Below are 22,722 nucleotides of genomic sequence, written 5' to 3' on the forward strand. Positions count from 1 at the left end.
TACAATACATGATGTTGAAATAAATAAAAGATTAAACAAGAAGAAACAGCCGTTTCTCACCTTGCAGTTATGCTAGTAAGGTTACACTGTAATAAAATTATTCTATGAATGCAGTAGGACGGCTTTGCCGTCCTTTTATTATTATATAAGTATAATCAGTGTTAGAAATATATTTAAGATATATTCTATATATTACACCAGGAGGTGAATTGCTATTAGTAAAAATAAAGACTTCATGATGAATGAAGATATAAGGGAAAAAGAAATTAGGGTTATTACTGATGAAGGTGAGCAATTAGGAGTTTTAACATCTAGAGAGGCATTAAGAATTGCCGAGGAAAAAGAATTAGATTTAGTTATGATTTCTCCGAATGCAAAACCACCAGTTTGTAAGATTATGGACTTTGGTAAGTTTATCTATGAACAACAGAAAAAAGACAAAGAAGCTAAGAAAAAGCAAAAAACAATAAGCATAAAAGAAATCAGATTGAGTGCTACTATTGAAGAAAATGATATAACTATAAAAGCTAATAGAGCGAAAAAATTCTTATTAGATGATGATAAGGTAAAAGTTACTGTGAGATTTAGAGGTAGAGAAATTGAAAACTCACAAGTAGGACATAAGATATTGAACTCTTTTGTTGAAAAGTTAGGTGATGTTTACACTATAGAAAAGCCAGCTAAACAAGAGGGAAGAAATATGATATTAATATTAGCTCCAAAAAGAGCATAAACACTGAGAGGAGGAATTTATTATGCCAAAAATGAAAACTCATAGAGGTGCAGCTAAAAGATTCAAGAAAACAGGAACAGGAAAGTTAAAAAGAGCAAAAGCTTTCAAAAGCCATATATTAACTAAGAAAAGTTCAAAAACAAAAAGAAATCTTAGAAAAACTGGATACGTTTCAGTTACTCAAGAGAAAGCAATGAAAAAATTACTACCATATTTATAATTTAGGAGGTATTTTAAATGGCAAGAGTAAAGAGAGCTATCAATGCTCGTAAAAAACATAAAAAAGTATTAAAACTTGCAAAAGGATACTACGGTGGAAAGAGCAAGTTATTTAAGACTGCTAATGAGTCAGTTATAAGAGCATTAAGAAATGCATATGTTGGAAGAAAGTTAAAGAAAAGAGACTTCAGAAAACTTTGGATAGCTAGAATAAATGCAGCTGCAAGAATGAATGGTCTTTCATATTCAAGATTCATGAACGGAATGAAACTTGCAGAAATAGATATAAACAGAAAAATGCTTTCTGAGATAGCTATAAATGATCCAAAAGCATTTGCTGAATTAGTTGAAGTTGCTAAAAAACAATTAGGAGCTTAATTAAATACAATACATAAAAATGTAGCCTTGTGCTACATTTTTGTATTATCTAATTATTTTTAAAAAATAAATAAAAATACTATAATATATTAGGAAAAGAGTATATAATTACATTCAAGAGAAAATATATGATTAGAGGTGTTATTGGTGAAATCAAAGCTAGGCAATTTTTTTAAGATACAAAATTTCACAGCTATGCAAATATTAGCCATTGGTTATGCCGGAATTATATTCTTAGGAGGAGTATTATTAAGTTTACCTATATCAAGTAAAGATGGAACTGTTACTCCATTTATAGATTCGGTATTTACATCTACATCAGCAGTATGTGTAACAGGTTTAATTACGGTAGATACTGGTACTCACTGGAATTATTTTGGCAAAACAGTAATAATATGTCTTATACAAATAGGTGGATTAGGGTTTATGGCTTTTGCAACAATGTTATCATTACTTATAGGTAAAAAAATAACACTGCAGCAAAGGCTAATAATGCAGGAGTCCATGAATTCAACCTCACTACAAGGAATAGTTAAACTTGCAAAGTATATACTTATATTTACTTTTTCAGTAGAAGGTCTTGGAGCATTATTATTAAGCACACAGTTCATACCAGAATTTGGGTTGATAAAAGGAATATATTATAGTATATTTCATGCTATATCTGCATTTTGTAATGCTGGATTTGATCTTATGGGTAACTTCAATAGTTTAGTTAATTATGGAGACAATGTTGTTATAATATGTACAATAGGAGCACTAATTGTAATAGGTGGATTGGGCTTTTTTGTATGGGATGAAATATATAACTATAGAAATAGAAAGAAATTATCACTACATAGTAAAGTAGTAATAGCTATGACTTCTACTTTATTAATTGGAGGAACAATACTATTTTTTGTATTTGAATACAATAATCCTGAAACTATGAGAAATATGGGTATAAAAGAAAGACTTTTAGCATCTATGTTTGCATCTGTAAGTCCTAGAACGGCAGGATTTAACTCTATATCTGTAGCTGGAATGACTATTCCATCTATTTTTTTAACAATAATATTGATGTTTATAGGTGGTTCACCAGGGTCTACAGCAGGTGGATTAAAAACATCTACAGCTGGCATACTTTATATGACAGTGAGATCAGTTATAGCTGGTAGTGATGAAACTGTCATATTTAAAAAGAGAATTAATCAAGATATAGTGTATAAATCTTTTGCGATTATGATTATAGCAATAGGACTAGTGATTACAGTTTCTGTATTATTAGCTATAACACAATCGGCTAGTGGAGAACCTTTTGAATCTTATATATTTGAGGCTACATCGGCCTTTGGTACAGTTGGGGTGACTATGGGTTTAACTCAAAAGTTAAACACTATGGGAAAAATAATAGTGGCACTTACAATGTATGCTGGAAGAGTTGGTCCATTAACATTAGTTTTAGCTATTGCGAAAAAAAGAAAAAATAAAAAAGTTTGTATAAAATATCCGGAAGATAAAATTTTAGTTGGGTAGAGGTGATTATTATGGTTAAAAAGCAATTTATTATAATTGGACTAGGTAGATTTGGAACATCTGTTGCAGAAACATTGTATGCACTAGGAAATGATGTTTTAGCATTGGATAAAGATGAAGAAGTAATACAAAATATATCTGATAAAGTTACTCATGCAGTACAAGTTGATGCTAATGATGAGCATAGCTTAAGAGCATTAGGAATTAGTAATTTTGATGTTGCAATAATAAGTATAGGATCTGATGTCCAAGCAAGTATATTATCAACATTATTAGTTAAAGAATTAGGTGTTAAACATATAATAACAAAAGCTAATAATGCTTTACATGCAAAAGTTTTATATAAAATAGGAGCTAATAGAGTAATATTCCCAGAAAAAGATATGGGAGTAAGAGTAGCTCATAACTTATGTTCTTCTAATATTTTAGATTATATAGAACTTTCTCCAGATTTTAGTATTGCAGAGATTGTAAGTTCACCAGCTTGGTATGGTAAGACTTTACGAGAACTTAACTTAAGGGCAGAATACGGAATAAATATTATGGCTATAAAAACTCATAATGAAATAAACGTTGCTCCATCACCAGATGAAAGAATACAAGAAGAAGATATAGTAGTAGCTATAGGTGAAACTAAGCAATTAAATAATCTTGAAAAATTAATTAGATAGGGGTTTAAATGTTGCAGTACATTAGTAGTAAAGAAAATGCATTAATAAAAAATGTAAGAAAACTAAAAGAAAAAAAACATAGAAATTCTCAAAGGTTATTTTTAGTTGAAGGCTTTAGATTTATAGAAGAAGCAATAAAATCTGAATTTAATATAAAATATATATTTATAAGTGAAAATTGTACTAGTGAAAATTATGATAGATATATAAATTTCTCAGGAGACGTTTATACAGTAAGTAGTAGTATTTTTAAAATCATAAGTAGTACAGATACTCCTCAAGGTGTCATTGCTGTAGTGGAAAACAAAGTATTAGATTTATCTAGTAATGATGGGGTATACATTTTGGTAGATAAAATTCAAGATCCTGGAAACCTTGGAACTATAATAAGAACTGCTCATGCATCTAATTGTTTAGGCGTTATAATCACAAAAGGAACAGTTGATATATATAATGAAAAAACATTAAGATCAACAATGGGGTCAATATTTAATATTCCAATAATTGAAGATAAAGATTTATCTTTTGTAAAAGAGTTACAAGAACGTGGATATAAATTAGTTACTAGCTCTTTAGATACTGAGAATAATTTCTATGACATTAATCTTACGGGAAAAGTTATTATAGCTGTAGGCAATGAAGGAAATGGAATTAGTGATGAAATTTATGAACTTTCCAATGAAAAGGTAAAAATTCCAATGCCAGGTGGAGCAGAATCATTAAATGCTTCAGTTGCAGCATCTATAATGATGTATGAGGCAGTAAGACAAAAAAATATTAAATAAAATGTTGAATTTAAAATGAAACATGGGTATAATAGAAACTATATTTAAAAATTAATATTTGAGGCATATTGTATTAAATGATAAACTAAGCATTATTATATTAATTTATGTGTCTAAACTGTGAAGGAGAAAAGTAGTTATAAAAAGCATACAGGGAATAAGAATCATAGATTGAGAGTTCTTATATGAAATGTTTTATAGTGAAGTTCACTCTGGAGTTCTAATTGTGAAGTTATAAAAATGGTAGTAATTAGCGGGTTAAACCGATATCTTTTAACTAAGAGAAACTTATTTTAAGTTTAATTAGGGTGGTACCGCGGATATATCCGTCCCTTTGTAGGGGCGGATTTTTTATATGCAAAAATATAAAAATAAATATAAAACATTATTATTTGATAAATGCATAAACTTAAAGTTAATCTTAAAAATCTATGTAATTTATAAGATTAAATTAAAATTTTTAGTCTAGGATTAAGATAGTAAATGTTATATAACTTATAACAGTTTTACATAAAGGTTTAATTTATTTTAAAGAAGGGAGTTTATTTAATTATGAAGGAAAAATTAGAAGCAATTAAGTCTTCAGCATTAGAAGAAATAAAAGCTGTTGTAGAAAAATCTAACCTTGAAGATATAAGAGTTAAGTACTTAGGAAAAAAAGGTGAACTTACTCATATATTAAGAGGAATGGGAGGTTTATCTAAAGAAGAAAGACCTGTGATTGGAAAACTTGCCAATGAGGTTAGAAGTGCTTTAGAAGCGTCTATAGAGAAAGTAGCTACTGACATTGCTAAAAAAGAAAAAGATAATAAACTTAAAAATGAAGTTATAGATATTTCTATGCCAGGCAAAAAACAAACAATAGGTAATAGACATCCTTTAGATTTAACACTTGAACATATAAAAGAAATATTCCTATCAATGGGATTTTCTATAGAAGAAGGACCAGAAGTAGAGAAGGATTACTATAATTTTGAAGCTTTAAATATACCAAAAGATCATCCAGCAAGAGGTGAACAAGATACTTTCTATATAAATGACAATGTAGTGTTAAGAACACAGACATCTCCTATACAAATAAGAACAATGGAAAACCAAAAGCCACCTATAAAAATGATAGCTCCAGGTAAGGTTTATCGTTCTGATGCAGTTGATGCTACTCATTCACCTATATTTTACCAAGTTGAAGGACTTGTTATAGATAAAGGTGTAACATTTGCAGATCTTAAAGGTACATTAGAATCATTTACTAAAAAGATGTTTGGTGATGTTAAAACTAAATTTAGACCACATCACTTCCCATTTACCGAACCTTCAGCAGAAATGGATGCAACTTGCTTTGTATGTAATGGAGAAGGTTGTAGAGTATGTAAAGGTAGTGGTTGGATAGAAATACTTGGATGTGGAATGGTACATCCAGAAGTTCTAAGAAAATGTGGAATAGATCCAGAGGTTTATAGTGGATTTGCATTTGGATTCGGATTAGATAGAATGGTTATGCAAAAATATGCGATTGATGATATAAGATTGCTTTATGAGAGTGACATGAGATTCTTAAATCAATTTTAGTAGATTATAATTTAAAGGAGGAAGAACAATGAAAGTTCCAGTAAATTGGCTTAAAGATTACGTTGATATAAATGTTTCACCGAAGGAATTAGCAGATGCGTTAACATTATCAGGATCAAAGGTAGAAGAACTTGTAATTACAGGAGATGATATTACAAATGTAGTTACAGGAAAAATAACAAAAATAGAGAAGCATCCTGATGCAGAAAAATTAGTAATTTGTGAGGTAAACATTAATAAAGAAGAACCAATACAAATAGTTACAGCTGCAACTAACATGAAAGAACAAGATATAGTTCCAGTAGCATTACATGGAGCTACATTACATGGAGGACTTAAAATTAAAAAAGGTAAATTAAGAGGTGTAGTATCTCAAGGTATGTTCTGTTCAGAAGAGGAACTAGGAACAGCTGGAGATGAGCCAGTACACGGTCTTCTAATATTACCAGGGGATACTCCAATTGGTGTAGATATAAAAGAAGTTGTTAAAATGGGCAGTGCAGTTATTGAGTTTGAAATAACATCTAATAGACAAGATTGTTTAAGTGTTGTGGGTATAGCAAGAGAAACTGCTGCTACTTTAAGAACTACTTATAAAATGCCTAAAATAGAATATAATGCAAAGTGTAATGAAAATATTTGTGATAGCTATAAAGTAGATGTAAAAGATGATTTATGTAGAAGATTTATGCTTAAAGGTATAAAAAATGTTAAGATAGAGCAATCTCCAGGTTGGATGCAAGAAAGACTTTTAGAAGTAGGTGTTAGACCTATAAATAACATTGTAGATATCACAAACTTTGTTATGATAGAGCTTGGTCAACCATTACATGCTTATGATGCAAGAGAAATAAAAGCTAACAATTTCGTTGTGGAAAGAGCTGTAAATGGTGAAAAGTTTACTACACTAGATGAGATTGAAAGAGAGTTAGATGAAAATGTATTATGCATAAAAGACGGAGAAAAGACAATTGGTCTTGCAGGCATAATGGGTGGATTAAATTCAGAAGTTAAAGATGATACAACTATGGTTCTTTTAGAATGTGCAAATTTTGAAGGTGTAAACATAAGAAATGTATCTAAAAAGTTGAATTTAAGAACAGAAGCGTCATCAAAATTTGAAAAAGACTTAGATCCAAATCAAACAGAAATAGCAATTTCTAGGGTTTGTGCTTTAATTGAAGAATTAAATGCAGGAGAAATAATGGAAGGAACTATAGACATTTATAATGAAAAAAAAGAAGATAAATATCTAGAAGTTGATAGTAATTGGGTAAATAAATTCTTAGGAACTTTATTGACAAAAGAAGAGATGAAGAAATACCTAGATAGCTTAGATTTAACTACTGAAATAGAGGGAGAAACTTTAAAAGTTAAATCTCCAACTTTTAGAAGTGATATAAATATTAAAGAAGATATTGCAGAAGAAATAGTAAGAATATATGGTTATAACAATGTTCCATATACAATGCCTTTATGTGAAGCTAAAAAAAGTGGAAAAAGTGAAAAACAAAATTTAGAAGAAAAAACTATAAATACTTTAATTAATAGTGGATTAAACCAATCAATAAGTTACTCTTTTGTAAGTCCTAAGATCTTTGATAAGCTTTTAATAAGTGAAGAAAGTGAATTAAGAAAAGCAGTTAAAATTAAAAATCCATTAGGTGAAGATTTTAGCATAATGAGAACAACAACATTAGCATCTGCTATGGAATCTTTAGCAAGAAATAATGCTAGGGGTAATAATATTGTAAGATTGTTTGAAATAGGAAAAGTATATATACCAACTGAAGATTCATATGAATTGCCAGAAGAGAGAAATATAGTTACTTTAGCAATGTATGGACAAATGGATTATTTAGATTTAAAAGGTGTAGTAGAAAATATTACTGATGAATTAGGAATTGAAAAAATCTCATTCAAAAGAGAAAGTGAGAATTCATCATTCCATCCAGGAAAGACTGCTGCATTATATATAGGCAAAGAGTATGCAGGGGTTTTAGGTGAAGTTCATCCAGATGTAGCTGAAAATTATGATATAGAAGAAAGATGTTACATTGCTGAATTAAATTTAGATGTATTATTTAAAAATGCTAAACTTGATAAAAAATATCAACCACTTCCAAAATTCCCAGCTGTAACTAGAGATATAGCAATACTTGTGGATGAAGAAATTTTAGTTCAAGAAATTGAAGACACTATTAAAAAACAAGGTGGAGCAATACTTGAAAGTTGCAATTTGTTTGATGTATACCAAGGTAAACAAATTCCAAAGGGAAAGAAAAGTGTTGCATATGCTATAATTTATAGACATAAGGATAAAACATTAACAGATAATGATGTAAATAAAGTTCATGATAAAATATTAAGATCTCTTCAGCATAAGTTAGGTGCAGAGTTAAGATAGAATATATAAAAGCAAAACAAATTTATTTGTTTTGCTTTTTTGTGATTTTAGATATAGAAACAGGTATAATAGAATTAAGGAATTTATAGGAAGATAAACATAGACGTAAAACTAAGCCTAAAAATTCCAAAATTATAGTGTTAAAAGTAATAATGAAAAAATTAAAATGCTAGTCTGCGAAAATTTCAAAGAAACTCTAAAAATAAAATGGTTAGATATGGTTTATTTTACTACAGTTTTATGATAAAATATTAGCAACTATAATCTTTAAGAGGGTGTTTTTTTTGAACATTATAACCGTTAGAATAAATGGAATTGAATATAACTTAAAAGGCGAGGAAAATGATCAATACTTGCATAAGGTAGCTAAATATTTAGATAATCGTATTCAAGATTTAATGTCCACAAATAAAAAATTAAGCCCAGGAGATGCTACAGTTTTAGCAGCTTTAAATATGGGAGATGAAATTTTAAAAAGTGAAGAAGGCTATAAGAAGTTACTAGAAAACTATAAGAAGGTTGGAAATGATAATAAACTTCTAATTTCTGAATTAGAAAAAATGAAAAATGAAATTGAAGGATTAGAAGAAGAAAATTCAAAACTTATATCTAATAATGAAATTTTAGAGAAAAAATATTTAGAGATGGAACCAAAAATTAATGAGCTACAAGAAGAGGCTAGTAAATTAAAAGTTTTAGCAATAGATTCTAGTGAGAGAGATTCTGAATTGAAAAATGTAAAAGCAGAATTAGAAGAAAAAGAAAAGACTATTTTTTCAAAAGAAAAAGAACTTAATTTTATAAAAGAAGAATTAGAAAAGAAAAATGAGGAACTAACTAATTGGATTAAAGACGCTGAAGAGAAAAATGAAGAAATAAAATCTAAAGATATGGAATTATATATAAAAAATGATGAAATAAAAGAAAATGATATAAAAATAAAATCCATATCAGAGGAATTGGAAAGAAAAGATTTGGAACTTCAATCTATGGAAGAAGAGTTAGCACTTACAAAGGAAAAGTTACAATATAAAGTTGAAGAGATAGAAAATCAAAATTTAGAGATAGAATCAAAAGATATAGAAATTCAAAATAGAGAAAGTCAGCTTAATGATAGATTAAAAGAGTTTGAAGATTTTAGAGAAAAAACTAAAATGAAAAATGAAAAGTTGACTAAAGAATTAGAAGAAATAAAAATAAAAAATAATGGTGAAGTTAAAGAAACTGAAAAGTTATTAAAGGAAATAGATCAAATAAATGAGGAACTTTTAATAGTAACTGATTTTTTAAAAGAAGTAAAAAAAAAGAATGATGACTTAGATAGAGAAAAGTTTATATTAACAAATGGAAATAAAAAATTATTAGCAGAATTAAAAAAATTACGATTAGAAAAAAGTGAACAATTAGCTAGAAATAAACAATTAGTCTTAGAGTTACAAGACTTGAGAAAAGAATTGACTAAAGAAAAGTTGAAAATTAATCCTTTATTGAATATAAAATAGCTTGTAGGTATTATATCTTACAAGCTATTTTCCTTTACGATGATTATAATTAAAAATATTAAAATGAAAAAAATTGTCTTTAAAACTTTATAAAATATACTTTAAACATACGAAATTTGAAGTTTTTATGTATAAATTGTATGTATTTTATTAACAATTGAAAATATAAGGTGCTAAATGCTACTTATAGTGCATAGTTATATTCTAACAGTTCACTATAGGAGGAAAGATGTGGCATGAAAGTTTTGTTGTGTGTAAGACAAGACTACTTGAAAAACACAGGTAGCGATACGGCTATAATAAAACAAGTTTATAAACATTTAAGATTATTAGATATAAATGTTACCATAAATAATGGGAATATTTATTCTTTTAAAGGCTATAATATAGTTCATCTTTTTAATATTAATGAAATAGGTCAAATTTATAAATATCACAAAGAAGCAGTAAAATGTAAGTGCAAGTTAATAATAACACCTTTGTATTTCAATATGGAGAAGTATTATAAATACAAAAATGAAGAGGATAAATTAAAATTTTGGAAAAGTTCCAATTTATATAGAGAAGAAGTGTTAAATAAATGTAATTTAATAGTTTGTAATAGTCAATGGGAAAAAAATGTATTACAGAAGGATTTTAAAGAATATAAAAATATTATAATTTTAAAAAATGGTGTAAGTGAAGTTGAAGATGAAGATGTTCCATTATATAATTTTGAGAAGAGATATAATGTAAGTAACTATGTTTTGGCTGTAGGAAGAATAGGAGCAAGAAAAAATCAGTTAACACTTAGTAGAATTTGTAATGAATTAAATATTGATTTAGTTTTAATTGGTGCAGTAGATGATAAAAATTATTTAAAAGAATGCTTAAAATATAAAAATGTAAAATATTTAGGATTTATGGATAATTATAATTTGTTTAATGCATATAAATTTGCAAGAGTATATGCAATACCTAGCTTTATGGAAATTACAAATTTGGCTGCATTGGAAGCTGCTGGAAGCGGGTGCAATATGCTTATAACAGAAGAAGGTGCAATGTCAGAGTATTTTAAAGAGCTAGCTGTATATTGTAATCCTTATGATGATCAAACTATAAAAGAAGGAATTTTAAAAGCTTACTATAAAAGAAAAAATGATTGTTTGAAAAATTATGTATTTAAAAATTATAGTTGGGAATCTACAGTAAATATACTTTTAGATGAATATAATAAGCTTTTAAATAGATGTCAATAAAGTGTATATAGGGTTCTAAGATAGGTGTTTAATTCTTCACTTGATAAAAGTATAAGTTAAAATCCTAACTTAGGACCCTATATAAATTATTGTTGGATTTATATTATTACAATTGTTATAATTGTATAAGGCATTGTAAAAGATTTATAATAAAAGGTAATGGAAATAGTTTTTAAGATATCAAGTTCAAAACTAAAGGCTCAAAATAGGAGTGAGAAATGATGAAAAAAGTGGAGTTACTAGCACCAAGTGGAAGTATGGAAAGCTTGTACGCAGCAGTGCTTTCAGGGTGTGATGCAATATATATGGGCGGAAGTAAATTTTCTGCTAGAGCATATGCAAATAATTTTGATGATGAAGATTTAAAGAATGCAGTAGATTATTGCCATATTTATGGAGTAAAAGTATATATTGCAGTTAATACATTAATAAAAGAAGAAGAATATAATGAGGCAATAGAATATATAAGATTTTTATATAAAATAGGTGTTGATGCGCTGATAATTCAAGATTTGGGATTATTTTATGGATGTAAAAAGTTATTTCCAGATTTTGAGTTGCATGCATCTACTCAAATGACAGTACATAATGGCGATGGTGCACTATTTTTAAACAAATTAGGATTTCAAAGGATAGTTTTATCTAGAGAGTTGTCGCTAAAAGAGGTAGAATACATATCTAAAGATTTAGGCATTGAAACGGAAATATTTGTTCATGGAGCTTTATGTGTTAGCTATTCAGGACAATGTCTTATGAGTAGCATAATTGGCGGTAGAAGTGGAAATCGTGGTAGATGTGCTCAACCTTGTAGGCTTCCATATACTTTAATAAATAAGAAAAGTGGATTAAATAAGTCAGGATATTTATTATCTCCAAAGGATATATGTACCTATGATGAAATAAAAAAAATAGTAGATAGTGGCACTTCTTCTTTAAAAATAGAAGGTAGGATGAAAAGACCAGAGTATGTTGCTGGTGTAGTTGGAAGTTATAAAAAGGCTATAGATAGCTATTATAATAATAAACCTATTGATGTTAAAAATGAATATAAAAAGCTTACTCAATTATTTAATAGAGAAGGATTTTCAAAGGCTTATATGTTTGGAAATGTTGGAAAAGACATGATGGCATATAATTGTCCTAAAAATAGTGGCATATACCTTGGTAAAGTTCAAAAGGACTTAACGATAACATTAGAAGAAGATATACATTTAAAAGACGGCATTAGAATTAAGGATGATGGATTTGCCGTGTCTGGAATAAAGCTAAACAAAAATGATGTTGAATATGCTAAAAAAGGAGAAAAAGTTACGTTAAAGCCAACTAAATATAAATCTGGAGATGTCCTTTATAAAGCAGGAGATATAACTTTATTAGAAGAACTTTCTAGCATATATGAAAATCTGTATGCTAAAAAATTACCAATAGATTTACAAATTGAGTTTAAGGTTGGATATTCTTTGAAATTAATTGGTAAATTTGAAGAAAATGAATTTGAAGTAAGTGGAGATATAGTACAAAAGGCTTTAAAAAGACCACTTGATAAAGAAGGATTATTAAAATCTTTAAATAAATTAGGGGATACTCCCTTTGAGTTAAACAAAATAGAGTTTTTAGACTTTGAAGAAGGGTTTATGGCAGTATCCTCAATAAATGCTATTCGTAGAGAACTTACAGACAAAATAATAAATTTCCTAATATTAAAGTATAGAAGAGAAGATAAAGTTAAAAAAGATATTAGTTATATTTCAAAGAAACCTAAAGAAAAAGCTGATCTTCCAGAATTTATGGTGGTGGTAAGTAATATAGAACAACTTAATGCGGCGGTAGATAGTGGCGTTAAGGATATAGCACTGGACTGTTTCTTTAAGGGCAGTAAAATACGAATAGAAGAAGTTACAAATATTGAGGGAGTGAATGTGTATATAAAAACTCCTAATATAATTAAAGAAGAATTAGAAGGAATTTGTGGCTTAATAGAGAAACACATAAGTGGAATAAAAGGTATAGTTACTTCAAATTTAGCTATAATAGCTAGATTTTATAGTAGGATTAATATAATAGGTGATTATAAGCTAAATATATTTAATAGTTATAGTTCACAGTTTTATAGTGAATATTTAGATGGTGCAGTTATGAGTGTTGAACTAAATAACAAAGAGTTAAATAATTTAGCAAAAAAATCAACGTTAAAACCTCAAGTGATTGTTTATGGAAAGTATGAGCTTATGGTTAGTGAGTATTGTCCAATAGGTAGTTTGTTTGGAGGAAAGAGCAGCAAATTTTCATGTTCTGAAAAATGCTTTGAAGGAGATTATGTGTTAAAAGATAGAAAAGGTGAGGAATTTAAAGTTTTAACGGATAAATACTGTAGAAGCCATATTTATAATAATGTACCATTAAACCTAATCCCTAATATGAAGGAATATAGAAGAAATAATATAAATTCATTTAGAGTAGATTTGATAGATGAAGATTATAACAAATCTAAAGAAATAATAAAAATGGCTATGGAAGAGAAATTTGAAGGTGATTATAAAAGGTATACAAGAGGTCATTATAAAAGAGGAGTAGAATAAAGTAGGTGATATAAATGCAAGAAAAAACTTTAAGAGTATTAGAATATAATAAGATAAAAGAACAATTAAAAAAATATACAAAGACTACTGCAGCAAGAGAGCTTATAGATAAGTTAGCTCCTTATGATAATCTTTATGAGGTAAAAGAACATCTTGAGGAGACTAAAGAAGCATTTAAACTGTTAACAACAAAAGGAAATCCTCCTTTTGAAGGTATATATGATGTTAGAGAAGCAATAAATAAGGCTAAAAAAGAATCTGCATTAACTTGTGAACAGTTATTAAGAATTGCATCTATGCTTAAATGTAGTAGAAGTTTTAAAGAGTATATATCTCATAAAGAAGAAGAAGAAGGCTATAGGGTTTTAGAGGATATATGTATAGGAATAGTACCTATAAAAAAATTAGAAGATGAAATCTTTATGGCAATAGTAAGTGAAGAAGAAGTGTCAGATAGGGCTTCAGATGATCTTTATAATATTAGAAGAAAACTTAAACAAAAAAGTTCATCTGTAAAAGAAAAAGTAAATTCACTTTTAAGAGCTAATTCTAAATATCTTCAAGAAAATTTATATACTATAAGAGGCGATAGATATGTTCTTCCAGTTAGAGCAGAATATAAAGATCAAGTGCCAGGTCTTATACATGATCAAAGTGCTACTGGAGCAACTTTATTTATAGAGCCAATGAGTCTTGTAAATTTAAATAATGAGATAAGAGAGTTGTTTATAAAAGAAAAAAAAGAAGTAGAAAGAATATTACGAGTGTTATCTAAAAAGGTAACAAACAATATAGAGTTAATAGAAAATGATGCAAATATATTATGGGAATTAGATTTTATATTCGCAAAAGCTAAGTATGCTAGTGAAATAAATGGAATTTGTCCAGAAATAAATGATAAGGGAATTATTGACTTAATTGAAGTAAGACATCCATTAATTGATGCTAAAGTAGTTGTTCCTAATAGTGTATATCTAGGCAGAGAATTTACATCTTTAGTAATTACAGGTCCTAATACTGGAGGGAAAACTGTAACTATAAAAACTGTAGGGTTAGTTCATTTAATGGCAATGAGCGGAATTTTAATTCCAGCAAGGAGTAATTCAGTAGTAAGCTTTTTCAAAAATGTTTATGCGGATATCGGTGATGAACAAAGTATAGAACAAAGTTTATCAACTTTTTCATCTCATATGACTAATATAGTTGGGATAATAGAAGAAGCAGATGAAAATTCTTTATGTTTATTTGATGAACTTGGTTCTGGAACAGATCCTACAGAAGGTGCTGCCCTTGCTGTGTCTATATTGGAGAACTTGAAAGAAAGAAGATGTAGAGTTGTTGCTACAACTCACTATAGTGAGCTAAAAGGATATGCATTAAAAACATTAGGCGTTGAAAATGGATCTGTTGAATTTAATGTAGAGACATTGAGTCCAACTTATAAACTATTAATAGGAGTTCCAGGAAAATCTAATGCTTTTGAAATTTCTAGAAGACTAGGACTTCCAGAATATATAATTAAAGATGCGAAAGAAAACATATCTACAGATAGTTTGAATTTCGAGGAACTTATTCAAAGTCTTCAAGCTAAGAGTATAAAAGCAGAGAATGATGCAAGAATAGCTGAAGCTCTAAAAAAAGATGCAGAAAAATTAAAAGAAAAATACGAAGAAAAGCTTTATAAACTTGAAAAGGCTAGAGAAAATGCACTATATTCAGCACAAAGAGAAGCTAAAAACCTTATAAAACAGGCTAAGGAAGAATCAGATACAGCTCTTAAAAATATAAGAGAAATTGAAAGACTTGGATATAGCTCTGATGCTAGAAAAAAACTTGAAGAAGAAAGAAAGAAAATAAAAGACAAACTTGAACATGCAGAATTAATAGAAACTAAAAAGCAAGAAGCCACAGGAGAAAAACTTAAAAAAGTTAATGAAGGTGATGAAGTATACCTTCCAAGATTGAATCAAAATGTTATAGTAATTTCGAAAGTAGATTCAAAAGGAGAAGTTCAAGTTCAAGCTGGGATAATGAAAATAACAGTAAAATTTGAGGATTTAAGAAAATCTAAATCAATTAAACCAGATAAAGCCATAAGAAAAATGGAAAAAAGGGAAGCTAAATTAAGACTTAAAAATACTCCTACATCAGTTGATTTAAGAGGTATGGATTCAGAAGAGGCTATATACACTGTAGATAAATATTTAGATGATGTATATATAGCTGGACTTGGTGAAGTGTCTATAATTCATGGAAATGGTACAGGAATTTTAAGAAGCTCAATAAATGATTTGTTAAAAAGGCACCCACATGTAAAGTCGCATAGACTTGGAAAATATGGTGAAGGTGGAACTGGTGTTACAATTGTAGAGCTTAAATAAAAATATATTACAAAAGTTCCATTGATATATGCTATCATTGGAACTTTTATAATATAGAAATATAAGCGTAGGCGTAAAGGTTTTGGGTGAGTACTTATTTTAGTATTTTAAATTTTAAGATTACATTTGTAAAATATTTTGAAAAAAGATTTCTATAAGATATAATTAAATTATTCAAGTTATATAGGGAAATAATCATATGCGTAAAACTAAGCCTAAAAATTCCAAAGAAACCCTAAATCAATTTTCAATGAATAGCTTATTTAAATTCTTTATTATTACATAATGTAGTAATAGCTTAAAAGAAAAATATTTTATTGGAATAAAGTGTTTTAGCTTTATGCACATGGGGTTCTAAGATGAATTTTAAATTTATGTATTTATCAGATGAGAAAACTTAAGATTAACAGCATATTAATAGTTGACAGCTTATTTTAGTTAAGAGTTAATAGTACATAGTTATGATTAATTACTAGTTGATGTACTTCTAGTAATACTGAACGTACCTTTTCTAGGACAGGCGTTGTTTAATATAGATTTTATTGCTAAACTTTTAACTTTTAAATAACTATAGTTGTGTTTATTTTTCTTGACTGATAATAAAGATTTAATGAACAAATCTAAATAAAATAACGTGGGAGTGGTAGGCATGATATTAGTTAGTGGATGCTTGTGTGGAGTAAATTGTAAATATAATGGCGGTAATAATTTAGATGAAAGAGTTTTAAAATTATTACAAGAAGGAAAAGCTATGCCTATATGTCCTGAACAACTTGGAGGACAGGCTACACCAAGGGTGGCTCATGAAATAATAGACGGTGATGGAGCGATGGTTTTAGATGGAAAGGCAAGGGTTTTGAGTCCAGATAAAAATGATGATGCTACTGAAGAATTTCTAAAAGGTGCAAATGAGGCGCTTAATATAGCAAAATCTATAGGTGCAGAGTATGCAATATTAAAAGCAAGAAGCCCATCTTGTGGTTTTGGGAAAATATATGATGGAACTTTTAGTGGCAATAAAAAAGATGGTAATGGAGTAGCTGCAGAGCTTTTATATAGAAATGGTATAAAAATATTTACAGAAGAAACTTTAGAAGAGTTTTTTAGTAAAGAGAACAATAAATAGTATATTATTTTAAATTTATTATATAAATTATGGAGGGGTTGACACAAAAATGAACATGAATGATATTAGAAAAAATGCTAGAGAAAATTTAAATGGAAGTTGTAGAGTTTGTAAAAATTGCAATGGTGTGGCTTGTGCTGGTGAAGTTCCAGGAATGGGTGGAAAAGGTACTGGTGAAGCATTTAAAGCTAATTTTGATGCTTTAAATAATATAAAATTAAATATGAGAGTTATGCACGATGCAAAGGATATAGATATCTCTACAGAGTTTTTTGGGAAAAGAATGGATATACCGGTTTTTGCAGCACCAGTTACAGGTACAACTTTAAATATGGGTGGAAAATTTACTGAAGAAGAGTACATAACTTGGGTAATAGAAGGTTGTTTAGATTCTGGTATATATCCTATGGTGGGAGATACAGCAGTAGATTCATTCTTAATGACTAACCTTGAAGTGTTAAAAAAATATGATGGAGATGGAATTGTATTTATAAAACCATGGGAAAATCCTAATGTTATAGAAAAAATAAAATTAGCGGAAAAGTCAGGAGCTTTTGCAATTGGTGTAGATATAGATGCATGTGGACTAATAACATTAGCTTTACATGGAAAACCAGTTATGCCTAAAGGGATAGAAGAAATAAAGGAACTTGTAAATAGTACTAAGTTACCGTTTATATTAAAAGGAATAATGACTGTAGATGAAGCAATGCTTGCTGTAGAAGCAGGAGTAGATGCTATTGTAGTTTCCAATCATGGTGGAAGAGTTATAGACCAAACACCAGGAACTGCAGAAGTATTATCAGATATAGCTAAAGCTGTTAAAGGTAAAGTAAAAATACTTGTAGATGGTGGGGTAAGAACAGGAGTAGACGTATTAAAAATGTTAGCACTAGGTGCAGATGGAGTTCTTATAGGAAGACCATTTGTTACAGCTTCTTTTGGTGGCAGAAATGAAGGTGTAACTTGCTATGTAAACCAATTAAAAGGTGAATTAAAATCAGCAATGGTATTAACAGGATGTAAAGATATTGAAAGTATTAATGAAAGCATAATATATTAAAAATAACATATAACTTATTAAGTTAAGGGAAACAGTAAGATTAAAAAAATTATAAAATCTTGCTGTTTTTTATTACATAATATATTAAATTACACATAAATATAAATAAATTTGATAAAAATACAAAAAAAGTAAAACAAATTTACATTTTTTTGATAAAATTTAGCTGTTAAAATTGACATTGGAATTCAAGGAGGTATACTTTAATTAAGAATATTTATAATATTCTTAATTAGTTATAAAACTAAAAAAAATGTATATGTATATAATGTATTTAAAAATTTGAATTTTAAATGTACAAGCAAGTATTACGTAGTAATACAAATTCGGATTAGAGTTTGTTATAAATTAAAAATGTTAAAAAACATCATAAGAGTTTCTAAGCTATAACTATAGGGAAACAAGCTCCAACTTAAATTTGTACATGAAATTTTTGTTATAAGTTAAGAAAAATAAGTACAAATATAGTTATTTATGAATTATGAATTTAGAATGAAAGTGACAACCACTTTCTGAAAATGCTTTAAAAAAATCTATCAATATAATTTGCTTTACAAATTTATAAAAAGATACGTTGAGAATTACTAGGAACGAAGTGAGTAGTAATAACCACAACTGTTAACTATTCACTCTTAACTCTTAACTAAAATAATCTGTTAGTTATTGATAGAAATATTAATTTGAGTTTTCTCATCTGATAAATGAATAACTTTAAAACTTAACTTGGACCCTATAAGGTTAATAAAGATAAAATAAAAAAAGGTAAAGGTATATAAAAGAAAATAATAGTCTAGAATTTCAAATTCTATTTTGTGAAACACAAGCATATCAGGGGAGCTTAATGAAGGAGTATCAAAAATAGATAAGAGGTTTTATCTATTATTTAATTAAATATGCCTAAAATTGCAAAGCAGTGAAGGGGGATATTATGATAACTAAATTAGAAGAAATAATTGAAAAAGCTAAAAGTGGTAAAAAGAAAACATTAGCAATTGCTGTAGCGCAAGATGAAGTAGTTTTAAAGGCAGTTTATGAAGCTGTTAGTGAAAATATAATAAATGCTGTTTTAGTTGGTGATGAAGATAAAATAATCAGTATAGCTAAAAATTTAAACATAGATTTATCTAAATTTAAAATTATAGATGAAAAAGATATAAAAAAAGCAGCAGCAAAAGCTGTTCAATTAGTAGTAAATAAGGAAGCAGATTTTATAATGAAGGGAATGCTTGGAACAGCAGACCTATTAAGGGCTGTTTTAAATAAAGAATGTGGTCTTAAAACTAACAATTTATTATCGCATGTAATGGTTTATGAAACTTCTAACTATCATAAGTTAATCTTATTAACAGATGGGGGTATGGTAACATATCCAGAGCTTAAAGATAAAGTAGGTATAATAAAAAATGCAGTTAATCTTGCTCATGTTTTAGGTATAGATTGTCCTAAAGTTGCACCAATTTGTGCAGTTGAGGTGGTGAATTCTAATATGCAAGCTACTTTAGATGCAGCAGCGTTAACTGCTATGAGTCAAAGAGGGCAACTTAAAGGTTGTATTATAGATGGGCCGTTAGGCCTTGATAATGCTATATCAAAAGAAGCTGCAAAGCATAAAGGAATAATTAGTGATGTTGCAGGGGATAGTGATATATTATTGGTTCCTAATATAGAAGCAGGAAATTTTTTGGGAAAATCTTTAACATATTTTGCAGGTGCAGAAAGTGCTGGAGTTATATTAGGTGCTAAATGTCCTGTAGTATTAGTTTCAAGAGCAGATAGTGCTCAATCTAAATTATATTCAATAGCTTTAGGAGCTACACTTGTTTAGTTAATATATAAGTTTTATTATGTTATAGTAAGTAAAAATTTTACTTTATAGTTAATATATATATTTGGGGATTTGGAGGGATATTATGAAAAAGGTAATTATGACTGGAAATGAAGCTATCGCAAGAGGAGCTTATGAAGCAGGTTGTCATATGGCGTCAGCTTATCCAGGCACACCAAGTACAGAAATATTAGAAAATTTTGCAACATATGAGGGTGTATATGCAGAGTGGGCACCTAATGAAAAAGTTGGATTTGAGGTTGCATCAGGTGCATCAATAGGTGGTGCAAGAGTATTATGCACTATGAAACATGTTGGATTAAATGTTGCAGCAGATCCATTGTTTACAATGGCTTATGAAGGCGTAAATGGAGGATTTGTAGTAGTAACAGCAGATGATCCAGGTATGCATTCATCACAAAATGAACAGGATAATAGATATTATGCGCCTCATGCTAAAGTTGCACTTATAGAGCCATCGGACTCACAAGAGTGTATAGAATATATGAAAAAAGCTTATGAAATTAGCGAAGAGTTTGATACTTTAGTATTATTTAGAACAACCACAAGGGTTTCTCACTCAAAATCTGTGGTTACAGTAGGTGAAAGAAAAAATGTAGAAGTAAAACCCTACGAAAAAAATGTTAAAAAATATATTATGACACCAGCTAATGCTAGAGCTAAACATTATGAAGTAGAAGAAAGATTAGAAAAGCTTAGAAAATACTCAAATAATTGTGAGTTAAATAGAATTGAAATGGGAAGTACTAAAGTTGGAATAATAACAAGTGGTGTTTCTTATCAATATTGTAAGGAAGTTTTAGGTGATAATGCATCTTATTTAAAAATAGGATTAAGTTATCCATTGCCAGATGAAATGATAAAAGAATTTGCAAGTAAAGTAGAAAAATTATATGTAGTTGAAGAAAATGACCCATATATAGAAACAACAGTAAAAGCAATGGGAATAAACTGTATAGGAAAAGAAATTATACCTGTATGTGGCGAGTTAAACCCTACAATTGTAAGAAAGGCTATTTTAGGTGAAGGTTCTGTAATAAACTATAAATCAGATGTAAGACCACCATCAAGACCACCAGTATTATGTCCTGGATGTCCACATAGAGGAATTTTCTATGCAGTATCTAAATATAAGGATGTAATATCTACAAGTGATATAGGATGTTATACTCTAGGTATGAACCCTCCTTTAAACGTAGGGGATACAGTAATTTGTATGGGTGCATCTATTTCTGGTGGAATAGGTATAGAAAGAGCATCTATAGTAGGTAAAAGGGAAGGAAAAAAAGTATTTTCATTTATAGGAGATTCAACATTCTTCCATTCAGGGGTTACAGGACTTATAAACTCTGTTTATAATAATACTCCAATAGTTACTGTGATTTTAGACAATAGAATAACAGGGATGACTGGCCATCAAGAAAATCCAGGAAGTGGAAAAACACTTCAAAATGAACCAGCTCCTATGGTTGATATAGAATCATTGGTAGTATCTTGTGGTGTGAAGAAAGAAAATATTAGAGTTGTAGATCCTTATAAATTAAAAGAAACAGAAGATGCTGTTAAAGATGCCCATGATAGCAAAGAACCATTTGTAATAATAACAAAACAGCCATGTGCATTAATAAAAGAAGTTTTAAAGAAGAGAGCAAATTTAAGTTGTAAAGTAGATAGTGAAAAATGTAAAAAATGTAAGAAGTGCTTAAAGACAGGTTGTCCAGCACTTAAATTCCAAAATGGAATTGTTTCTATAGATGAATCCATGTGTAATGGTTGTGGATTATGTAAAGAAGTTTGTCCATTTGATGCAATAGAAAAGGTTGGTGAATAATATGAAGGATGTAAAGAGTATATTATTTATAGGTGTTGGGGGACAAGGTACAATACTTGCATCTAAAATATTATCTGAAGGATTATTAAGACATGGATATGATGTTAAAATGTCAGAAGTTCATGGTATGGCACAAAGAGGTGGAAGTGTTACAACTCAAGTAAGATTTGGAGAAAAAGTGTATTCTCCACTTATAGAAGAGGGCAAAGCAGATGTAGTTGTTGCTTTTGAAAAAAGTGAGGCCTTAAGGGCGTTACCATTTTTAAAAGAAGGTGGACATTTAGTAGTAAATGAATATGAAATACATCCAGTACCAGTGCTGATAGGAGAAGAGAAGTACCCAGAAGATGTGATTGGTGAATTGAAAAAAAGAGTAGAAAAATTAGTAGTTCTAAATGCTGCAAATATAGCTGAAGAATTAGGAAATATAAAGGCTCAAAATGTAGTTCTTTTAGGAGCATTATTAAAAGCATTAGACTTAAGAGAGATAGATTGGGAAGAGGTAGTTTCAACACTAGTACCAAAAAAAGCTGTAGAATTAAATAAAAAAGCTTTAAAATTAGGTATGGAAGCATAATATAATTAAGAGCTATTTCAAAATAATGATAAAATTTTATTTTGAAATAGCTCTAATTTTATTTCTAAAATCATATGGAATTATAGGAATTTTTAAAAAATTTGATATAATGTATTTATACTTTTAAATAAATAGTTTTTAATAAGTAAGAACTTTTTAAATACTATATGGTTCCAATCATAGGCGTAAAGCTAAGCCTAAAAATTCCAAAATTATAGTGTTAAAAAGTAATAATAAAAAAATTTAAAATGCTAATCTGTTAAATTTTCAATGAATAGCTTATTTAACTATAGTAACAATAT

17 protein-coding genes and 2 other annotated features are annotated in these 22,722 nt (G+C 28.6%); all 17 genes read left to right on the forward strand.

All coding sequences use genetic code 11. The annotated features are described in order from the left end of the window. The first annotated feature begins 31 nt into the window (after nucleotides 1-31). Nucleotides 32-145 (forward strand) — a sequence feature (ribosomal protein L20 leader region). A gap of 90 nt (nucleotides 146-235) precedes the next feature. The 17 genes from infC to AZI32_RS00155 all read left to right on the forward strand — a co-directional run bounded on the left by infC (nucleotide 236) and on the right by AZI32_RS00155 (nucleotide 22,420). Beyond that, nucleotides 236-733: a translation initiation factor IF-3 gene (gene infC, locus AZI32_RS00075; protein ID WP_061993890.1), complete on the forward strand. Its 498-nt coding sequence runs from the start codon at nucleotides 236-238 to the stop codon at nucleotides 731-733. A 22-nt stretch (nucleotides 734-755) separates the two neighbouring features. Then, nucleotides 756-953 (forward strand): 50S ribosomal protein L35, encoded by a 198-nt coding sequence (gene rpmI, locus AZI32_RS00080; RefSeq protein WP_010293075.1) that lies wholly within the window; start codon nucleotides 756-758, stop codon nucleotides 951-953. 17 nt (nucleotides 954-970) lie between these two features. Beyond that, a complete protein-coding gene (gene rplT, locus AZI32_RS00085) occupies nucleotides 971-1,330 on the forward strand; it encodes a 50S ribosomal protein L20 (protein ID WP_010293074.1) in 360 nt (119 codons plus the stop codon). A 195-nt stretch (nucleotides 1,331-1,525) separates the two neighbouring features. Next, on the forward strand, nucleotides 1,526-2,845 hold the full coding sequence (locus AZI32_RS00090) for a TrkH family potassium uptake protein (RefSeq protein WP_061993976.1): 1,320 nt from the start codon (nucleotides 1,526-1,528) through the stop codon (nucleotides 2,843-2,845). A gap of 11 nt (nucleotides 2,846-2,856) precedes the next feature. Then, a complete protein-coding gene (locus tag AZI32_RS00095; protein WP_061993891.1) occupies nucleotides 2,857-3,516 on the forward strand; it encodes a TrkA family potassium uptake protein in 660 nt (219 codons plus the stop codon). Between the two features lie 11 nt (nucleotides 3,517-3,527). After that, nucleotides 3,528-4,301 carry an RNA methyltransferase gene (locus AZI32_RS00100; RefSeq protein WP_061993977.1) on the forward strand — a complete coding sequence of 258 codons (774 nt, stop codon included), beginning with the start codon at nucleotides 3,528-3,530 and terminating at the stop codon, nucleotides 4,299-4,301. A 111-nt stretch (nucleotides 4,302-4,412) separates the two neighbouring features. Further along, nucleotides 4,413-4,638, forward strand: a binding site (T-box leader). A gap of 215 nt (nucleotides 4,639-4,853) precedes the next feature. Continuing rightward, nucleotides 4,854-5,870 carry a phenylalanine--tRNA ligase subunit alpha gene (pheS, locus tag AZI32_RS00105; RefSeq protein WP_061993892.1) on the forward strand — a complete coding sequence of 339 codons (1,017 nt, stop codon included), beginning with the start codon at nucleotides 4,854-4,856 and terminating at the stop codon, nucleotides 5,868-5,870. A 28-nt stretch (nucleotides 5,871-5,898) separates the two neighbouring features. Then, a complete protein-coding gene (gene pheT / locus AZI32_RS00110) occupies nucleotides 5,899-8,277 on the forward strand; it encodes a phenylalanine--tRNA ligase subunit beta (RefSeq protein WP_061993893.1) in 2,379 nt (792 codons plus the stop codon). A 284-nt stretch (nucleotides 8,278-8,561) separates the two neighbouring features. Beyond that, complete coding sequence (gene zapA / locus AZI32_RS00115) at nucleotides 8,562-9,779, forward strand: cell division protein ZapA (protein ID WP_061993894.1); 1,218 nt, start codon at nucleotides 8,562-8,564, stop codon at nucleotides 9,777-9,779. 236 nt (nucleotides 9,780-10,015) lie between these two features. Continuing rightward, nucleotides 10,016-11,017: a glycosyltransferase gene (locus AZI32_RS00120; RefSeq protein ID WP_061993895.1), complete on the forward strand. Its 1,002-nt coding sequence runs from the start codon at nucleotides 10,016-10,018 to the stop codon at nucleotides 11,015-11,017. A gap of 221 nt (nucleotides 11,018-11,238) precedes the next feature. Beyond that, entirely contained in the window at nucleotides 11,239-13,596 is a 2,358-nt protein-coding gene (locus AZI32_RS00125; protein ID WP_061993896.1) for a U32 family peptidase, read from the forward strand. A gap of 14 nt (nucleotides 13,597-13,610) precedes the next feature. Beyond that, complete coding sequence (locus tag AZI32_RS00130; RefSeq protein WP_061993897.1) at nucleotides 13,611-15,977, forward strand: endonuclease MutS2; 2,367 nt, start codon at nucleotides 13,611-13,613, stop codon at nucleotides 15,975-15,977. Between the two features lie 649 nt (nucleotides 15,978-16,626). Continuing rightward, on the forward strand, nucleotides 16,627-17,103 hold the full coding sequence (locus AZI32_RS00135; protein WP_061993898.1) for a DUF523 domain-containing protein: 477 nt from the start codon (nucleotides 16,627-16,629) through the stop codon (nucleotides 17,101-17,103). Between the two features lie 49 nt (nucleotides 17,104-17,152). Continuing rightward, complete coding sequence (locus AZI32_RS00140; protein WP_061993899.1) at nucleotides 17,153-18,166, forward strand: alpha-hydroxy-acid oxidizing protein; 1,014 nt, start codon at nucleotides 17,153-17,155, stop codon at nucleotides 18,164-18,166. A 928-nt stretch (nucleotides 18,167-19,094) separates the two neighbouring features. Then, complete coding sequence (locus AZI32_RS00145; protein WP_061993900.1) at nucleotides 19,095-19,991, forward strand: phosphate butyryltransferase; 897 nt, start codon at nucleotides 19,095-19,097, stop codon at nucleotides 19,989-19,991. Between the two features lie 85 nt (nucleotides 19,992-20,076). Beyond that, on the forward strand, nucleotides 20,077-21,843 hold the full coding sequence (iorA, locus tag AZI32_RS00150; RefSeq protein WP_061993901.1) for an indolepyruvate ferredoxin oxidoreductase subunit alpha: 1,767 nt from the start codon (nucleotides 20,077-20,079) through the stop codon (nucleotides 21,841-21,843). A gap of 1 nt (nucleotide 21,844) precedes the next feature. Beyond that, nucleotides 21,845-22,420 carry an indolepyruvate oxidoreductase subunit beta gene (locus AZI32_RS00155; protein WP_061993902.1) on the forward strand — a complete coding sequence of 192 codons (576 nt, stop codon included), beginning with the start codon at nucleotides 21,845-21,847 and terminating at the stop codon, nucleotides 22,418-22,420. Nucleotides 22,421-22,722 lie beyond the last annotated feature (302 nt).

Source organism: Clostridium sp. ATCC 25772, assembly GCF_001573875.1.
In the GTDB taxonomy this organism is placed as follows: Bacteria; Bacillota; Clostridia; order Clostridiales; family Clostridiaceae; genus Clostridium_J; species Clostridium_J senegalense.

What these genes read in the sequence shown, in the direction of transcription:
- infC (WP_061993890.1), top strand. Translation starts at nt 236, where the DNA reads ATGATGAATGAAGATATAAGGGAAAAAGAAATTAGGGTTATTACTGAT.
- rpmI (WP_010293075.1), top strand. Translation starts at nt 756, where the DNA reads ATGCCAAAAATGAAAACTCATAGAGGTGCAGCTAAAAGATTCAAGAAA.
- rplT (WP_010293074.1), top strand. Translation starts at nt 971, where the DNA reads ATGGCAAGAGTAAAGAGAGCTATCAATGCTCGTAAAAAACATAAAAAA.
- AZI32_RS00090 (WP_061993976.1), top strand. Translation starts at nt 1,526, where the DNA reads ATGCAAATATTAGCCATTGGTTATGCCGGAATTATATTCTTAGGAGGA.
- AZI32_RS00095 (WP_061993891.1), top strand. Translation starts at nt 2,857, where the DNA reads ATGGTTAAAAAGCAATTTATTATAATTGGACTAGGTAGATTTGGAACA.
- pheS (WP_061993892.1), top strand. Translation starts at nt 4,854, where the DNA reads ATGAAGGAAAAATTAGAAGCAATTAAGTCTTCAGCATTAGAAGAAATA.
- pheT (WP_061993893.1), top strand. Translation starts at nt 5,899, where the DNA reads ATGAAAGTTCCAGTAAATTGGCTTAAAGATTACGTTGATATAAATGTT.
- AZI32_RS00120 (WP_061993895.1), top strand. Translation starts at nt 10,016, where the DNA reads ATGAAAGTTTTGTTGTGTGTAAGACAAGACTACTTGAAAAACACAGGT.
- AZI32_RS00125 (WP_061993896.1), top strand. Translation starts at nt 11,239, where the DNA reads ATGAAAAAAGTGGAGTTACTAGCACCAAGTGGAAGTATGGAAAGCTTG.
- AZI32_RS00130 (WP_061993897.1), top strand. Translation starts at nt 13,611, where the DNA reads ATGCAAGAAAAAACTTTAAGAGTATTAGAATATAATAAGATAAAAGAA.
- AZI32_RS00135 (WP_061993898.1), top strand. Translation starts at nt 16,627, where the DNA reads ATGATATTAGTTAGTGGATGCTTGTGTGGAGTAAATTGTAAATATAAT.
- AZI32_RS00140 (WP_061993899.1), top strand. Translation starts at nt 17,153, where the DNA reads ATGAACATGAATGATATTAGAAAAAATGCTAGAGAAAATTTAAATGGA.
- AZI32_RS00145 (WP_061993900.1), top strand. Translation starts at nt 19,095, where the DNA reads ATGATAACTAAATTAGAAGAAATAATTGAAAAAGCTAAAAGTGGTAAA.
- iorA (WP_061993901.1), top strand. Translation starts at nt 20,077, where the DNA reads ATGAAAAAGGTAATTATGACTGGAAATGAAGCTATCGCAAGAGGAGCT.
- AZI32_RS00155 (WP_061993902.1), top strand. Translation starts at nt 21,845, where the DNA reads ATGAAGGATGTAAAGAGTATATTATTTATAGGTGTTGGGGGACAAGGT.